This is a genomic window from Micromonospora sp. WMMD980, assembly GCF_029626035.1.
Lineage (GTDB): Bacteria > Actinomycetota > Actinomycetes > Mycobacteriales > Micromonosporaceae > Micromonospora.
In genome coordinates this window covers 5,250,598-5,264,622 of record NZ_JARUBE010000003.1, presented here as the reverse complement: position 1 = coordinate 5,264,622, position 14,025 = coordinate 5,250,598, and the positions used below count along the sequence as shown (strand labels likewise).

13 protein-coding genes are annotated in these 14,025 nt (G+C 67.1%); 4 read left to right on the top strand and 9 right to left on the bottom strand.

Features of this window, described 5'->3' with window-relative positions; all coding sequences use genetic code 11:
• The first annotated feature begins 15 nt into the window (after window positions 1-15).
• Entirely contained in the window at window positions 16-1,116 is a 1,101-nt protein-coding gene (locus O7618_RS24745) for a hypothetical protein (RefSeq protein ID WP_278108521.1), read from the top strand.
• A 692-nt stretch (window positions 1,117-1,808) separates the two neighbouring features.
• Here O7618_RS24745 and O7618_RS24740 read toward each other — a convergent pair.
• The 5 genes from O7618_RS24740 to O7618_RS24720 all read right to left on the bottom strand — a co-directional run bounded on the left by O7618_RS24740 (window position 1,809) and on the right by O7618_RS24720 (window position 7,517).
• On the bottom strand, window positions 1,809-2,576 hold the full coding sequence (locus tag O7618_RS24740; RefSeq protein WP_278108519.1) for an NYN domain-containing protein: 768 nt from the start codon (window positions 2,574-2,576) through the stop codon (window positions 1,809-1,811).
• Between the two features lie 140 nt (window positions 2,577-2,716).
• Window positions 2,717-3,682: a hypothetical protein gene (locus tag O7618_RS24735; protein WP_278108518.1), complete on the bottom strand. Its 966-nt coding sequence runs from the start codon at window positions 3,680-3,682 to the stop codon at window positions 2,717-2,719.
• Between the two features lies 1 nt (window position 3,683).
• Window positions 3,684-4,775, bottom strand: coding sequence for a hypothetical protein (locus O7618_RS24730; RefSeq protein ID WP_278108517.1), 1,092 nt, complete (start codon window positions 4,773-4,775; stop codon window positions 3,684-3,686).
• Window positions 4,776-4,812: 37 nt separating this feature from the next.
• Entirely contained in the window at window positions 4,813-6,846 is a 2,034-nt protein-coding gene (locus O7618_RS24725) for a hypothetical protein (protein ID WP_278108516.1), read from the bottom strand.
• On the bottom strand, window positions 6,843-7,517 hold the full coding sequence (locus O7618_RS24720; RefSeq protein ID WP_278108515.1) for a hypothetical protein: 675 nt from the start codon (window positions 7,515-7,517) through the stop codon (window positions 6,843-6,845). The genes O7618_RS24725 and O7618_RS24720 overlap by 4 nt, the downstream gene beginning before the upstream one ends.
• Window positions 7,518-7,616: 99 nt before the next feature.
• On the opposite strand from O7618_RS24720, the gene O7618_RS24715 reads away from it, so the two are divergent.
• Window positions 7,617-8,174 (top strand): LD-carboxypeptidase, encoded by a 558-nt coding sequence (locus O7618_RS24715; protein ID WP_278108514.1) that lies wholly within the window; start codon window positions 7,617-7,619, stop codon window positions 8,172-8,174.
• An 11-nt stretch (window positions 8,175-8,185) separates the two neighbouring features.
• Here O7618_RS24715 and O7618_RS24710 read toward each other — a convergent pair whose 3' ends face one another.
• On the bottom strand, window positions 8,186-8,716 hold the full coding sequence (locus O7618_RS24710; protein ID WP_278108513.1) for a hypothetical protein: 531 nt from the start codon (window positions 8,714-8,716) through the stop codon (window positions 8,186-8,188).
• 430 nt (window positions 8,717-9,146) lie between these two features.
• Between O7618_RS24710 and O7618_RS24705 the strand changes: the two genes are divergently transcribed.
• The gene (locus O7618_RS24705) at window positions 9,147-9,821 is read left to right on the top strand and encodes a hypothetical protein (protein ID WP_278108512.1); all 675 of its coding nucleotides are present in this window, start codon (window positions 9,147-9,149) and stop codon (window positions 9,819-9,821) included.
• A 317-nt stretch (window positions 9,822-10,138) separates the two neighbouring features.
• On the opposite strand, the gene O7618_RS24700 is transcribed toward O7618_RS24705, so the two are convergent.
• Complete coding sequence (locus tag O7618_RS24700) at window positions 10,139-10,492, bottom strand: TIGR02391 family protein (RefSeq protein ID WP_278108511.1); 354 nt, start codon at window positions 10,490-10,492, stop codon at window positions 10,139-10,141.
• A gap of 299 nt (window positions 10,493-10,791) precedes the next feature.
• On the opposite strand from O7618_RS24700, the gene O7618_RS24695 reads away from it, so the two are divergent.
• Window positions 10,792-10,992 carry a hypothetical protein gene (locus O7618_RS24695; protein WP_278108510.1) on the top strand — a complete coding sequence of 67 codons (201 nt, stop codon included), beginning with the start codon at window positions 10,792-10,794 and terminating at the stop codon, window positions 10,990-10,992.
• Window positions 10,993-11,445: 453 nt separating this feature from the next.
• Here O7618_RS24695 and fxlM read toward each other — a convergent pair whose 3' ends face one another.
• Window positions 11,446-12,669, bottom strand: coding sequence for a methyltransferase, FxLD system (fxlM, locus tag O7618_RS24690; RefSeq protein WP_278108509.1), 1,224 nt, complete (start codon window positions 12,667-12,669; stop codon window positions 11,446-11,448).
• 90 nt (window positions 12,670-12,759) lie between these two features.
• Complete coding sequence (locus O7618_RS24685; RefSeq protein WP_278108508.1) at window positions 12,760-14,025, bottom strand: hypothetical protein; 1,266 nt, start codon at window positions 14,023-14,025, stop codon at window positions 12,760-12,762.

The window sequence follows — 14,025 nt, the reverse complement described above, 5'->3', positions numbered from 1 at the left end:
GACGGACTCCATCTGATGGCCTTCCCTCGCACCTATCCGCCCGAATTCATCGACGCCACCGTCCGACGCGTGGCCGACACCCGCACTGTCAAGGCGTACGGCGCGGTCACCACCGTCGCCCGCCAGCTGAACCTCGACCCCCGCCGCGTGCAGAAATGGGTCACCCGAGCCACCACCCCACCCCAGCCGCAGAACCGGGATCTCACCGACGGCCGGGAGGTCCCGCTGGCACCAGGGCTGCTGCACTGCGGGAGGTGCCGACAGCCGATGAACCGCACCACCCCACCCGGCGCCCCAGCGACCTACCACTGCCAACCCGGATGCCGCCGACAGCCCCTCGACTCCGCAGCCATCACCGACACCGTCGGCCGGGTCATCCTCCGCCACGCCGCACGGATCCTGCCCACCACCAACGCGCCACTACCGCCGTGCCTCGCCGCCGCCCACGCCCACCGCGTCCTCGCCCGCGTGACCGTCGGCGCCACCGCCAGCGACATCGCCCTGACCTGGCGACCAGCCCTCCCACCGGACCACACCGACGAGAACCCCGCCCGACGCGTCACCGGTGCCCGCGACATCGCTCGACGCCAACCGCTCCGCGCCCGGCAACTTCTCCATCAGATCCTCGCCGGCGTCGACCCGATCACCGCACCAGCCCACCCCCTACACGCCGACGCCGCAGCCTTCCTCGCCGAACTGCACCTACGCCACGGCCGCGCCGCCGACGCCACCATCTGGGCCGCCTACGCCCACCGAAGCTCGGTCCACCTCCATGGACACAGCCACGCCGACAGCCTGCGCGCCCTGCACCTGCACGCCGCCGCCCAACGGCACGCCGGGCACCACCAACGCGCCTACCACCTCTACCGGCAGTTCGGCGAGCACCTCGCTGTCAGCGACGGCCCGCAGAGTCCCCGGACCCTCGCCATCCACGCCACGACCGCCCTCGTCCTGCACGACCTCGGCCACTGCCACGCCGCCCGGACCCTGCTTACCGACACCATCGCCACCCACCGCCAGCAGCACCCCGGCCATCCCACAGCCACCCGCATGACCCGGCACCTGACCCGCATCCACGACGACTGCGTCGCCAGGGGCCATCAGCACGACGCCTGACAATCACCCGAACAGGGCCAAACCTGGCGAGGATTATCCGCTGCTCGGGCCTGGGGTTCCCGCTCCGACTAAGCGTCGAGACGATGATGCGGCGGGCCGCCGCGCGGCCGGCAGTTCTCCCGGTGCCGGCCGCCCGCGCAGGCTGGGCGGACCTCAACCCCGCGGCCGGTGATCGGGTAGCCTGATGGCCCGACGGGCCGTTAGCTCAATTGGCAGAGCTGAGGACTTTTAATCATCAGTCATGCTGAATGCCTTGGGCTAGTTAACCTGAAGGCTACGCGTCCAGCTTCGCGCCCGTTGGTCCGGATAAAGACGGCACAGTATCGGCAGGTCAGGGCGGCGTTTACGCGCAGTGGTCGGCCGGCTGCAAATTCTCTGTGACCGAAATCCAGGCTCTAGGCGTGGAATCCGTCCACGGTCGTTGGCATCCGACCACCCACGGAACACCCACGTCCGGTGCGCCACTAACCCGACTGGCGCGCGCCGGGTTGGATCGTAACCTGCGGCTGCTTGGCAATGGCGAGGTCGCGGGGCTGACGTGGCCCGACTCATCGCCAACCGGGAGGTCGGTGGTGCGGACGTAGAAGTTAGCTGAGGCGACGTGTGTCCCCGGGTTGCCAGCGAGGCGGCATGGCGGCGATGCCGATTAGTAGTCCTTGAGCAATTTGGCGGTTGATGTAGAGGGCTCAGAGTCATGGGTGTCGACGGTCGCGGACGTAGACGACAGCGGGCCTACCACCGCCAGGGAGACGGCGGTCGACGTCGAACAGTTCGGTGGCGGTGACGAGATCGGTGAGCTTGGCATATCCGTAGGTGCGGGAGTCGAAGTCTGGGCGCTGCTTGGTCAAAATGTTCCCGACCGCGGCGAGGTGGGCCCAGCCGTCGTCACCGGAGGCCGCATCGACAGTGCGCTGTAGCAGGTCCACGAGCGCGGTGTCTTGGACGAGTTGAGCGAGGGGGGCATGCGCCATGGACTTCATGCTGGCGACTACCTGCGTCGGTCTCCCGGGATGCTCGCGGGCAAGGTTTTCGGTGTAGACGAACTTGTCGCAGGCGTGGACGAACGGTTGGGGAGTCTTGCGTTCGCCGAAGCCGTAGACGGTGAGTCCGGATTCGCGGATGCGCGACGCGAGGCGGGTGAAGTCGCTGTCACTGGAGACGATGCAGAAGCCGTCGAACCGGTCCGTGTAAAGCAGGTCCATCGCGTCGATGATCAGGGCGGCATCGGTAGCATTCTTGCCATTGGTGTAGGCGAACTGCTGTATAGGCTGAATGGATTGGGACAGCAGGCGTTCCTTCCAGCCGCGGAGACCGGTGCCGGTCCAGTCGCCGTATGCGCGTTTGACGTGCGCGGTGCCGTACTTAGCGACCTCGGCCAGCAGTGGTGCGATAAGCGCCGGCTGTGCGTTGTCGGCGTCGATGAGGACCGCCAGCCGGACGCTGTGCTGGTCGAGAGTCATTGAAGCTTCTCCTGTCAGCTACGTCGATGGCCGGAATCGCGTAGAGGGTCTCGAGCCGAAGCGTCCGCAGTGTGGTGATTCGGGACTGGTGGAGGCGTAGATCGGCGGCGGGGCCCTCCGCGACCTGTTGTGGGGCACCGCTACGGCCGCCTCGGCGGGGTTGTGGTTGCTGATGGGTGGGGCTTGTTGCCGGGGAGTCGTGCGATCACGATGTAGCGGGGGTCGTCTTCGCGTTCTCGCTGTACGCGCTCTACCCAGATGCTGGAGAACAAGTCCGGGCTACCCGATGTGGGGGTGGTTAGGTCCAGTGCGAGGAGGATTCCGAAGGCGGCGTCGGTGTCTGTGTAGACAGCCGCTTGCCCGGCGTAGGTTCGCAGTCCGTCGCGGGTCGCGTCGGCCTGTTCTCGTTTGCACTCGACACAAAAGCTGGCGTTACGGAAGCGGACGAGGACATCGGCCCGTCCACGACCGCGATTGATCGGCTCGGCCTGCAGGGTGTTGTAGAGCGGGCCCTGACTGAGCCACTCGAAATAGTCTTGGTGGAGGGGCTTCTCCAAGGGCGCGGTGCCACCACTGCTGCGTAGATAGGCGGTGCGTTGGCCGCCCATGGTCGCGCCAATGTTGTAGCGACTGGCCAGGAAGAGCATGGTCTGGCGCAGCAAGATCGTGAATGGTCCACCCATCGGCCCGGACCAGTCGGGGGATCCGGCCAGTTCGCGTTGTAGTTCCTTAAGCTTACGTTCGACCTTGATATTGCCGGTCTCGGCTTGTGCAATCTCGTCGTTCCACAGCAGCGACTCCATAACCTCTTGCAGATGAGGTGGTGCGCGCTTGACGAGGCTCGCTGCGTCCTCAATGCCGAAGTGGTGCAGCACCGCCGTGAGGCGGCTGAGCTCTTTTCCCAGGCGGTCACCGCCGGCGCTAGGCGGGGTGGTGGCGCGGCTGGCTGTGTTGACGGTGTTGATTGCAGCGTGGATGGCGGCGTGGAGCTGCTGCGCGGCGTCGTCGTCGGCGAGGGAAGGATCGTGGGCGAGGGCGCGGTCGAGCAGGGCGAGTCGGTTGGCGTCGCGCAGGAAGGTCCCTTCGATCGCTGGCCGGATCAGCACCTCAACGCCGCGCGGGGCCGCCGCCGTTCGTGTGAGCGGCGAAGGACCGGCCAGCCTGGTAGGCGTCGAGGAGTGCGGCGAGGGCCTGGCTGGGGTGGTACCAGCAGGCGTCGTGTAACGGCTCGGCAGCAGCGGTCAAGGTCATCGACAGCTGCAGCCAGGCTGTTTCAGCGTGGACGCGTGCCCAGTTCCATGGTGGCTGGTAGCCACCGGAAAGCCATGCCCGGTGCTGATGGACGGCAGCCTCAAGGCGGGTGACCGCATCGTGCAACGGAGTCGGGTCGGACCATCCGAATGCCATGATGGCGTCGAGGGCGGCGGCGTACGCCTGGGCATCGTGTCGGGCCTCGTCACACGCCTCGACGGCGGCGAAGCCGCTACGGGCTTGCGCGAGCGCGGGTATCAGCTCGTCTTGGTTGTCGGCGTCGAGTGCTCGACGGAGATCAGCCAATGCGAGTTCGAAGCCGGCGTCGGCTTCGGCTTCGGGGATGTCGGCGAGGCGTTGCAGCAGCGTGAGGAGGTCGTCGTCGTGGAAGTGTTCGTGTACCAGCCCGACGATGCGGGGCAGCCGTTTAGCCATCTCCAGCGCCACGTCCGCGGCGCTCTCGGGAAGGTCGGTGAGGAAACCAAGGAGACGATGTTCTCGCAGGACGCCAGTGGCGCAGAGGTGCAGCCATGCTTCGGTGGCCGTGGCACCAATCGCGGCGACCGCGGGTGTGGCGTGGGCATTGATGCCGGCTTCGGCGCGCTTCTGCAGTGCGCGTTCGAGAGCCCGGCCAAGGCGTTTGGTGAGCGTCGGATAGGTCAGCAGGCGGGAGACGGCGCTGGTGTAGGAGGTATATCTGTCGTGTTCGGCGATGCCGCGCAGAACCGCTTGGTCGAGCTGGGCGCGTTGCGGGTCGCTGGGGTCGGTCTCATCGGTGCCGGCGAGGTCGATGAGATAGGCGAAGAGCGGGCTTGACGCGAGGTCATCAGCGGCGGCTGCCACGACGTTTCTGCCGCCCAAGTCTGCTGGGCGAGGCCCCGCGCGTAGCTGCTCGGGGCTTGCCTGTTGGGCCCAAGTCTGAAGCGTCGCGGCGAAAAGTTCCTTCATGCCGCATCCCCCTCAGTGCCCGCTTGCCCGGATTACCTCAGAACAGGTGTTGCCCGTCGGGTCCTGCCAGTATTCGCTCTTCGGGGAACGCTGCCCAGACCTCCGGATGTGCCGTGGCGATAACGACTTGGAGCCCTTCGTCGTCACCGAGTCGGCGAAGGTGGTCCATGAGGATCTTTACATCGCCGGGCACGATCTCGACATCGGCCGGGGAGTCGATGACCACCATCCCCGGGTGGGAGTGGATTCCTCGCCGGCGGCCCACACGGATGAGGCTGACCACGACGGCGATACGCAACCGCAGCCGCTCGCCCGGGCCGAGTTTCTTGAACGGTGTGGGTCGGGTGTTGTCAGACTTGAGCGCGTTGACTCGGCCGGCCAGGTCCAGCGATACGGATTTCAGGTTGGTGATGCCCAGCTGCTGAGCCAATGTGACGATCTCGGCGTTGAGTTCGGCGAACAGCTCCCGGGTGACATCGGCGGCCAGCGCGCCGAGGATCTGCTTGGCGGCGGTGAGGATCCGCTCGGTCTGGTCGTCGACCGGGTCAGCGCTGCCCAGTTTGGAAACGACTTCCAGCGCGCCCTCAAGCCGGGCTACCTCGGTCTCGGCGGTTCGAAGGTCGGCGAGGTAGTCAGCGTGCCCCTGTTCGTGTTCAGCGGCCTGTACTGCTCGGTCAGCAGCCGATTTGGCCTGAGCAAGGCTCCGTTCGGTCGCTTTCACTGCGTCATCGGCAGCGCGTTCAGCGGCTCGTGACGCGGCCAGCCGGTGCCTGAGTCCGTCGAGTAGCGCCTCGCGGTCTTCGTCATCGACATCGGCGACGGCCAGTGGGGCTGCGCACACGGCGCACTGGTGCTGCTGGGCTTCCCGCTCACGCCGATCCTGGCTGATGCCCGTCTCACAGCGGGGACATGCGTGCGGGTCCAGCGCGGCGAACAGAGTTCGTGCCGCTGTTGATTCCGACGCCCGGCGCACGGCGCGATCGTCCTGGATGCGAGCATGCCGTGCCCGCTCGTACGCGGCTTGGGCCCGGGCCATCTGTGACTGCAGCGGTAACAGCGCCCGCGTGGCATCCTGCGCCTGAAGCAGCCGCGCGGGCAGATCGGGCCGTGCTGCGCGTACTGCCGCCAGCCGGTCCTTTGCCCGAGCCAATTCGTCGTGCAACGGCTGCCACTGCTGTGCCCGCGCCGCCGCATCGGCGCTTGCCCGGCGCGCGGAGTGCCGGCTGACCTGCTTGGCGTCCTTCGCCGAGGCATCGGCGCCCATGATGTCAGCCGCGAACGGCACGTCGAGGAACACCTGCATGTACCGGGTCGGCAGTTGCCCCACCGCGGTGCTTCCGAACAGGACCGAATCGCTGCCCGAGGCAACTGCGATGACCGAGAAGTACGCCGGCCAACCATGTGTGGTGACGGCACCGTCGCGAGCGCCACCCTCCTCATCCGGCGCACCGGCGTGCGCCGTGAACACCTGCAGCGGCGGCAGCGCCAGGCGCTGCAGCATGAACCGGCCGACCAGGGCAGCGAATGCGTCCTGAGTGTCCGCGGTGTCTACCACGCGAATCCCAGGACCGGCTTCGGCATCAGCCACCAACGCGGTGAGCTGTTCGACCGAATCAGCCGTTAATAGGACACCCTGACGCACCACCCCGCCGACCAACCGGATCCGCATCGACACCGGCACCCCGGCGACCTCAGCATCCACCCGGATGTACTCGAACCATCGGCGCGTGTCGGAGCGCTGGTAAGTGTCGTCGGGCTCTCCACGCAGCGGCCAGGTCAAGGCCCACAACATCGTCGACTTCCCAGCGAAGTTGATGTTGCTGGCGATCGCCCAGGCTCCCGGCCCGAGGACCACGTCCACTTCGAACGGGCCGTCGCTGCCGGCCGTCGTGCCGGCCTTCACACCGCGCACATACAGACGGTGGGCAAGCAGGCTGCGCTGGGCCGGCAGTGGACGGCTGAGACTGATCCCCGCCTCTACCAGCACCGCCTTCACCGTCTCGTCCGACACACCCGCCTCGGCAGCGATACGAGCCATCAGTTCGCCCTCGTTCGGCAAGCGGTCAGTCATGACGCGCTCACTTCCGCCGCCCTCAACACGTGTAAGCGCCGACGAGCCCGTTTGGCGATAGAGGCGATCTCCTCGTTCAGACCCGTGCCGGCGTAATCACGCTGCAGGTACTGCCGCTTACCCAGGGCGGTGCCGGTCATCCCGGTGCCCTGCGCCAGCGCCACCACCAAACGAGTTCGTTCTCCGTACCACGCCAACTCCGGGAAGTCCGCCACACAGGATCGCGCGGTGGCGCGGCCCTGCGCGGTCAGGTAGTAGTCGTAGTGCCGGACCCGCTGCTCGGTTCGTGACCACCGAACCACCGCCAGCCCGGCGACCGACAGCACACTCATGGGCATGTCCAACGGCTCGTAGGCGCCGAACTTGTACCGGAGCATCGGAATCTGACGCAGCTCAGGCTCGTCCGAGTCGAGAATCTCGGCGGCGATGTCCAGCAGGACCGCCTCGCCGCTGCGTTCGTACTCGGTGAGGAGCTCATCAGCGAGGTAGTCCGGGTAACGCAGCCAGAAGTCCAGCTTTTGCAACAACATCTGGCCACGGACGACGCCTACCGCGCCCGCGGGCACCACCTCCAACGTCCGCGATTCCGGCTCCGTGGCGGCGACCTCCAGGAGTAGTAACAGCCGGACGGCATCGAAGAACGGATCTCCATCACCAGGAGTAGCCACCATGACTCAGAAGGTAAAGGACCGAGCGATTCCTGCCTAGCCCCGCCCGACCGCGACCTGCCTATCGGTGCTCGTGCGCCCCGCCTGTGCCAAGGCGATCGGGTGCGCGTCGTCGCTCCGGCCAGCCCTCCGATCCGCGAGGACGTGGCCCGCGGCGTGCAACTGTTGACGTCGTGGGGTCTCCAGGTCGAGGTCGGAGCCCACGTGTTCGACCGGTGGGGCTACATGGCCGGACGCGACGAGGACCGCGCCGCCGACCTGAATGATGCCTTCCACGATCCGGGAGTCCGCGCGATCGTCACCGCCCGCGGCGGCAAGGGCGCCTACCGCATTGTTGATGACCTGGACTTCGTGGCAGCTCGGCAAGACCCCAAGCCGCTGGTCGGCTTCAGCGATATCAGCCATCTCCACCTCGCCCTCTGGACGCGAGCCGGGTTGGCCAGCTTGCACGGACCGTTCGCGAACTCACCCGCTCGAAGGCGCTCGACGGGTTGCACGCCGTCGTTCTCGGGCAGTTTCTCGGCTTCGAGGACACCGCCGACGATCCCTCGCTGGGTGAATGGCTGGCAGCATCAAAGCGCAATTCCGCTCTGGCAAACTCAGCGGCATGCTCGAGTCGAACGCCGCCCACGACATGCGACGCCGGCTCAATCCGCCTGACCGGTGCGCCTCTACGACGGCGGCGCAGTCTCCACGTCGAAGAGGCTCTCAAGCAAGTCGTCACGTGGCGTGCCATCCTGGGCCAGCGAGAGGTCGATCGCGTCTGCGACCTCAGCGAACGACTTGATCTGCACCCGCTCCCCGAGTCCAGCCCGCTGAGCCATCTTCTGCGCCACGTGAAAGCGGGCGGTGTGCGTGACCAGGGCGATCTGCGCGTAGGGTCGGTGGGCCATGTGTTCAAGCTGATACAGCTCTTGTCCGCATCCGTCGAAGCACCTGGATCCCACGTTCGCCTTGGCGGTGGCAGACTTTAACTCTATGTGAGCGACGATCTTGTCGTCGGCGTCACGTCCGCTGATGTCACCCATGCCGTGGCCCCCCAAGCGCCATTCGTTGACGCCGATCAGTCCCAGCCGGCCGCCCAGGCTGGGCAGATACAGTAGACAGATCCACAGGACCTGGGTCGGGATCGCTTCGGCGACGATCGCGCTGGGCTTGCGGTCGAATCGTCGAAGCACTTCCGGCAGTTGCTCGTAAGTCACGGCCGCCATCCATCCTTTCGCCCGCAGCTGGGATCCACCTGTGCGCGGATTCGACTGTGTTTCATCATGGCCTGCTGGGATGGTTCCTCAGCGCTCGACCGTTGTCGTTGGGCAGCACTACGTTGCCGCTAGAGGTGCTATCTGATGCCGGCGTCGCGCTACCCGATTGCCTTTACTGAAGCAGCGTCGGCGTTAAAGATCATCGCATCACATCGTGCGAGCGCGGCCGTGAGCCGTCCCAGCAGCGTTGATGGCGCAGGGCGACCGAGTCCGCCAGCATCGAGCAGCGCTTGCGGTGCCTCGATCCTAGCCTAGGGATACCCATGCGGGGCAGGCCAGGACGTCTCCGGGCGGCGTAGCCCTGTATCCGCCACATTCAGCCCAACTACCCACTGTTGTCAGACGGCAGCCATACGTCATCATGCAGGGCGTGACAACTCCTGATTCCCCCCAAGCCGCGCTTTCGCGCCGCGCCCTACGCTTCGCCGATGGCGCGGACAGGCCTGTTCTCGTCGAGGAGCTGTACGTGGACTGGGATGTACAGGTGAACCACGGCCTGTCGTTTCAGTCGACCAGGTCCCGCGTCGCAGCCTGGTGGCCCACCCAGGGAGTCGCGTGGGAGAAGTTCGGCGATGTCATCAGCGAGCACGTCGACGCAGGCCGGCTGGTGATCTGCAAGAACACGGACCCAGCCGAGGACCCTGAGTATCACATCACGCAGGGGCACCACTACCCGCGCACCAGTTCACCATTTCAGTTCGGCGAGCGCCCGATGGTGTTGCGGTACATCACCACACCAGCCGGGTCGATAGCGTGGAAGAGAGTTCTTACCGCCAGAGCCGCTGACGCCGAGCGACAGGCCCAGCGGGAGACGGCGGCGCGGGAGCAGCGAGCGGCGCAGGTGATCGTCGTAACCAACCGGGTGCTATCCGCCGTTCGCGGGGGCGCGGCCACCATTACCGCCATGGCCGCCGCCACCGGCTTTTCCAAGGACGACGTCCAGGCTGCGGTTCACCGCCTGGTCGCCGATGGCCGAATCGTCTACGACGGTCGCCGACTCTGGGGCGGCCACCGTTGGCTCCCCACCGAGGTCATCAATACCTGAAAGCCCGCCGAACTTCAAAGATCATCAGCCTCGCCGACCAGTCCTACCTCCGGCGCAGAGAGTCAGGTGGGATCCGTATGCCAGACAGGACTACCGCCGGATCCTCCGTTCGCGTTGTTCGCTGTGTAGGCACCCTGGGTGCCAGCGGGCGTACCGGACGCCGTCGTCGTCGACAGTCGGTACCGCTACGGCATCGCGCAGCGGCACTTACTGGCCCACCCGACCCGGCCGCACCGGTCGGCCGGGTCGGCCCGGTCCGCAGCGTCGACGACGGCAATTCCGTCAAGTAACCACCGCCTACTTCACGACGACGATTGTTACTCGGGGATCTTCTTGATGAGCCGGAGCAGGAGATCTGCGAGCAGAACGACTTCGACGGCCTCGGTGGCGTCGGTGAAGTCGACGCGGGGGTTACGGATGGCCTGCATGGCGCTGGCGAACAGGAAGCGGAAGCCCATGCGTTCGTCCTCGGCGTTGCGACCGGAGTGTCGGGCGAGGTCGATTCTCGGGTTCGTGCCAAAGGCGCGGTTCATCAGGAGAACGCCGGATTCTTGCAGGCCGCTGTTCTGTCGAACGCGGTGCTCGACAGCCTGGAAGGCGGCGAATACGGCCCGGCTGTAGTGCTGGTCGGCGAACAAAGCTCCGGAGGCCGCCGAGATCGAAGGGTGCATGCCGGCGATCTCGACGCGGCGCGGAGCGGTGGCCGGCTTCGTCGCGACGGACTCGATCGTGGCCTCTGTTCAACCAGATCATCGACGGCAGCGACGGTGACCCGCCTGCCGTCCTGGAGGCTGGGCCGGCCAACGTAGGTCGGCGATCCCGGCTCGGGCGTGTCGTCCGGAGCTTACCCGCGTCAATCCGTACCGTCACTGCCTAGCACTGCTGCAACCGCACGACCTCCAGGCCGGGCTTAACGCCTTGCCGGCGCCACCCGGGTGCTCCGGATGTGGGCACCGGATTGGAGGGTTTGGTGGTCAAGAAGCAGGAGCCGGAGCCATCACGGCCTGACTCGCGTTCAGCGCAGGTCTGGCCGGTTGTGAGGTCCACGCTGGAGCTGGCCACGCTCGTCGCGGCCTGTCTACAGCGCGAGGACCTCGCCGTGGTGGCAAAGGTCCTCGCGGTGTTGGGACAGTTGGCGACGGTCATGTTTTGCGGACGCGAGCGTCGCTGACGTCCACCGGGGCGGGAGGCGTTGCTTCCCGCCCCTCCTTCATGCCCATTATGGGCGCATGCATCGCCTAAATGAATGATGCATGGAGGTGACGGTACGACACGCCATGGTCCCCCGACCTGTAGGCACGGTCGCGTGTCGGGATAGTTCTTCGATGCGTCGGACGTGAGCACCGTCATGACACCACTCGTTAGCTCGGGCTCCGGTGGGTTGTCGGGTGAGCACCCAGCGCCGGCCGCAGCTAGTGAGACGTTCCAATGGGCACCGGAGTCGCACCCCGGGGTGCGTCGGCCGGCGCCGGCTCCAGGCGTCTCGCCTGCTCCGTCCGCCGACGGTGTCGCTGGTGCTGACGGCCTCACCCTGTCAAGTCTGCGCGTACGGCCCGCACCGACTGCGGAAGCACCGGCGGCCGGCTCACTGCCGAGCCGCAACCTCGCCAAATCTGCGGCGGGATCAGGACCAGGAAATTGAGATGACGCCGTGGGTCTTGTCCATGACGGCGGCGTCGGCGGGAATGCGGGCGTGGTCGCTGTCGGCGGGCCAGTAGCAAAAGCGGGGCTCGACGTCCCGCCCGGCGCGGTCCCAGGCCCGGATCTGCTCGACCATCGCGGCGGCGGCGCGTTCGCCGTCCGGGCCGAAGGCGCGGGCCCCGAACTCGAAACCCTCCCCCTCGGGTACGGGCTGCAACGCCAGATAGGCGAAGCCCGCGCCGTAGACGACGCCGTACGGGAACCAGAGGCGCTCGGCGGCCAGGTCGGTTCCGTCGTCGGCGGCGACGCGGCAGAAGCCGGGCAGGAACCACGCGAACCACAGATGCAGGTCGGCGAACGACACCCCGCTCGCGACGGTCACGCCGGACCACACCTCGCAGCGTTCGCCGGCGAGGACGCCGTCGAGACGGTCCAGGTGATCGGGCACGTCGGAGTCGAACAGCAGCCGCACGTGCCGGCCGTTGCCGTCGGGCAGGAGGAACACCCGGTCGGGGTGCGCGCCGTCGCCCTGCATCGGCACGAACCCGGCGACCTCCACCGAGTTGCTGATCAGGTGGTCGCCATCGCGGCGAAAGCCGACCGTCCTCGTGACCGCGTTCATGATCAGCGGCAGGACGATCACGCCGCCTTCGGCCAGTTGGTCGAGCAACGCGGGGGCGATGTCCCAGGCCCCGACGGTGACGATGATCGCGTCGAACGGCCCCTCGTCGGGCACACCGTGCTCCGCGTCGGCGACGAGGACCCGCACGCGGCTGCCGTAGCCGTTGACTTCGAGCAGCGCCGCGGCCCGGTCGGTGACGTCGGGGTCGATGTCCACGCTCACGACGCGACCACCGGGGCCGACGATCTCGGCGAGGTACGCGGCGTTCAGACCACCGGAGCCGACCTCCAACACCGTCATACCCGGCGCGAGTTCGGCCTGCTCCAGCATCCGCGCCTGGATGTAGGCCGCGGACACCGACGAGATCGCCACCCCGTGTTCGTTGCGCTTGGTCACCACCGAGTTGTCGACGGCGTAGGCGACGTTCAGGTCGGTGCCGGCGGGCATGAACCGCTCGCGTGGCACCCTGCGCACCGCCGCCTCCACCGCCTCCGAGGTGATGTTGCCTCGGGCTCGCAGGTCGCTCACGAGCGCGGCGCGCAGCTCGGCAGCGCGGTCGGCGACGTCCGTGTCGGTCTGGCTCATTCGCTGCTTCCTCTTCCTCGGGTCAGAACGGATGAAGCGCTGTTGCCGATGGCAACGGCCGAGGCGGTATCACCGGCGCGGCCGGGTAAGTCACGCGTGGGGTGGGCCGGCGGCAGGCGGCGGCATCAATTTCGGAAGTACAGGCAGAAGACGATCGTCTGGTTTCTCAGCGTTACGCCGTTGAGGTTCGGCCGCAGGATGTTGCCATTGACGGAGCCGCGTGATGCCGCCGGCATCAGGAGAGGGAGTCGCCCTATCGGACTCGCTAGCTGAAATAGGCTCGGCGTTAGAGATTACGGCATCAGTTTGCGCGAGCACGGCCGTCAGCCGCCCCAGCAGCGGTGCTGGCAGAGGACGGTCGAGTCCGCTCTCGGCGAGCACGTTAAGGAGCGCTTGCCGTGCGTCGGGCTCAGTCGTTGCCCACCCGGAGCAGCTTAGTATGTCCCGGGCGGCGTACCCGTCCATGGCCGTGACCGCTGCGTCGATGGTGCGGCGTGCGAGAACCTTCACACCATGGCCGGAAGGGCCGCCGGCTAGTTCGATCATGGACAGCGCGAGGCGGGTGCGGAACACGATCAGCGGAGGGTCCGCGCTCATCTCCTGATAGCGCGCCGCCATCAGACCGATATCCACTGCTCGTGGTCCGCCCACGCGGCACATCGCTGTGAGGCAGGCCCCTACGGCGGCTTCCCATGCCTCGCCATTCTGGGTCTGATCGATAATCCGCAGAGCGCCCTCGTGTTGACCGCGCTGGATGCGGGCGATGATGGCGACTTGGCGGCCGTCGAGCATGCGGTTGCCGATGCCGTGGTGGTGCTGGAGGTGTGCTTCGGCTTCGTCCCAGCGGCCGGCGCTGGTGAGCACGCGGGCGCCCTCTGCCAGGTGGACCGTCCAAAGCCATTGAGTGAGGTTGCGGTGGGTCTCGTGGGTGGGGGTCAGCGCGGCGGTGGGAAGGTGGATGCCGTCGATGGTGGTGTCGGTGCGGTGGGCGACGGCGTGGTAGAGCTCGGTGAGGAGCGCGAGGCCATCGTCGTGTTCGCCGGCTCGAATGTGCAGGCGGGCGAGGTTGACCAGGGGTTCGATGACGTGGCGGCCCGGGGTGGTGCTGAGGTTTCGGCGGTTGAGCCATGCTCGGGCGTGGCGGTGGCACCACTGGCGAGCGAGGTCGGGTTGGCCGCAGTCGGAGGCGATGAGAGCGGCCTGGTTGTAGACGCGTGCGGCGGCGGTCAGGTCGCTGTGGTGGTGCGCCTTGGCCGCGAGGTCGGCGAGGGCGCCGATCCTCGCGGGCAGGGCGGTGCACAGCGGCCGTGACCGGGCGACGAGGGGAAAGCGGCGAGCTGTCGTCCCGGCGATCAT

Coding starts and splice junctions, on each gene's coding strand:
- O7618_RS24700 (WP_278108511.1), bottom strand. CDS start 10,492: ATGCACCCTTCGATCTCGGCGGCCTCCGGAGCTTTGTTCGCCGACCAG.
- fxlM (WP_278108509.1), bottom strand. CDS start 12,669: ATGAGCCAGACCGACACGGACGTCGCCGACCGCGCTGCCGAGCTGCGC.
- O7618_RS24745 (WP_278108521.1), top strand. CDS start 16: ATGGCCTTCCCTCGCACCTATCCGCCCGAATTCATCGACGCCACCGTC.
- O7618_RS24730 (WP_278108517.1), bottom strand. CDS start 4,775: ATGAAGGAACTTTTCGCCGCGACGCTTCAGACTTGGGCCCAACAGGCA.
- O7618_RS24725 (WP_278108516.1), bottom strand. CDS start 6,846: ATGACTGACCGCTTGCCGAACGAGGGCGAACTGATGGCTCGTATCGCT.
- O7618_RS24740 (WP_278108519.1), bottom strand. CDS start 2,576: ATGACTCTCGACCAGCACAGCGTCCGGCTGGCGGTCCTCATCGACGCC.
- O7618_RS24720 (WP_278108515.1), bottom strand. CDS start 7,517: ATGGTGGCTACTCCTGGTGATGGAGATCCGTTCTTCGATGCCGTCCGG.
- O7618_RS24685 (WP_278108508.1), bottom strand. CDS start 14,025: ATGATCGCCGGGACGACAGCTCGCCGCTTTCCCCTCGTCGCCCGGTCA.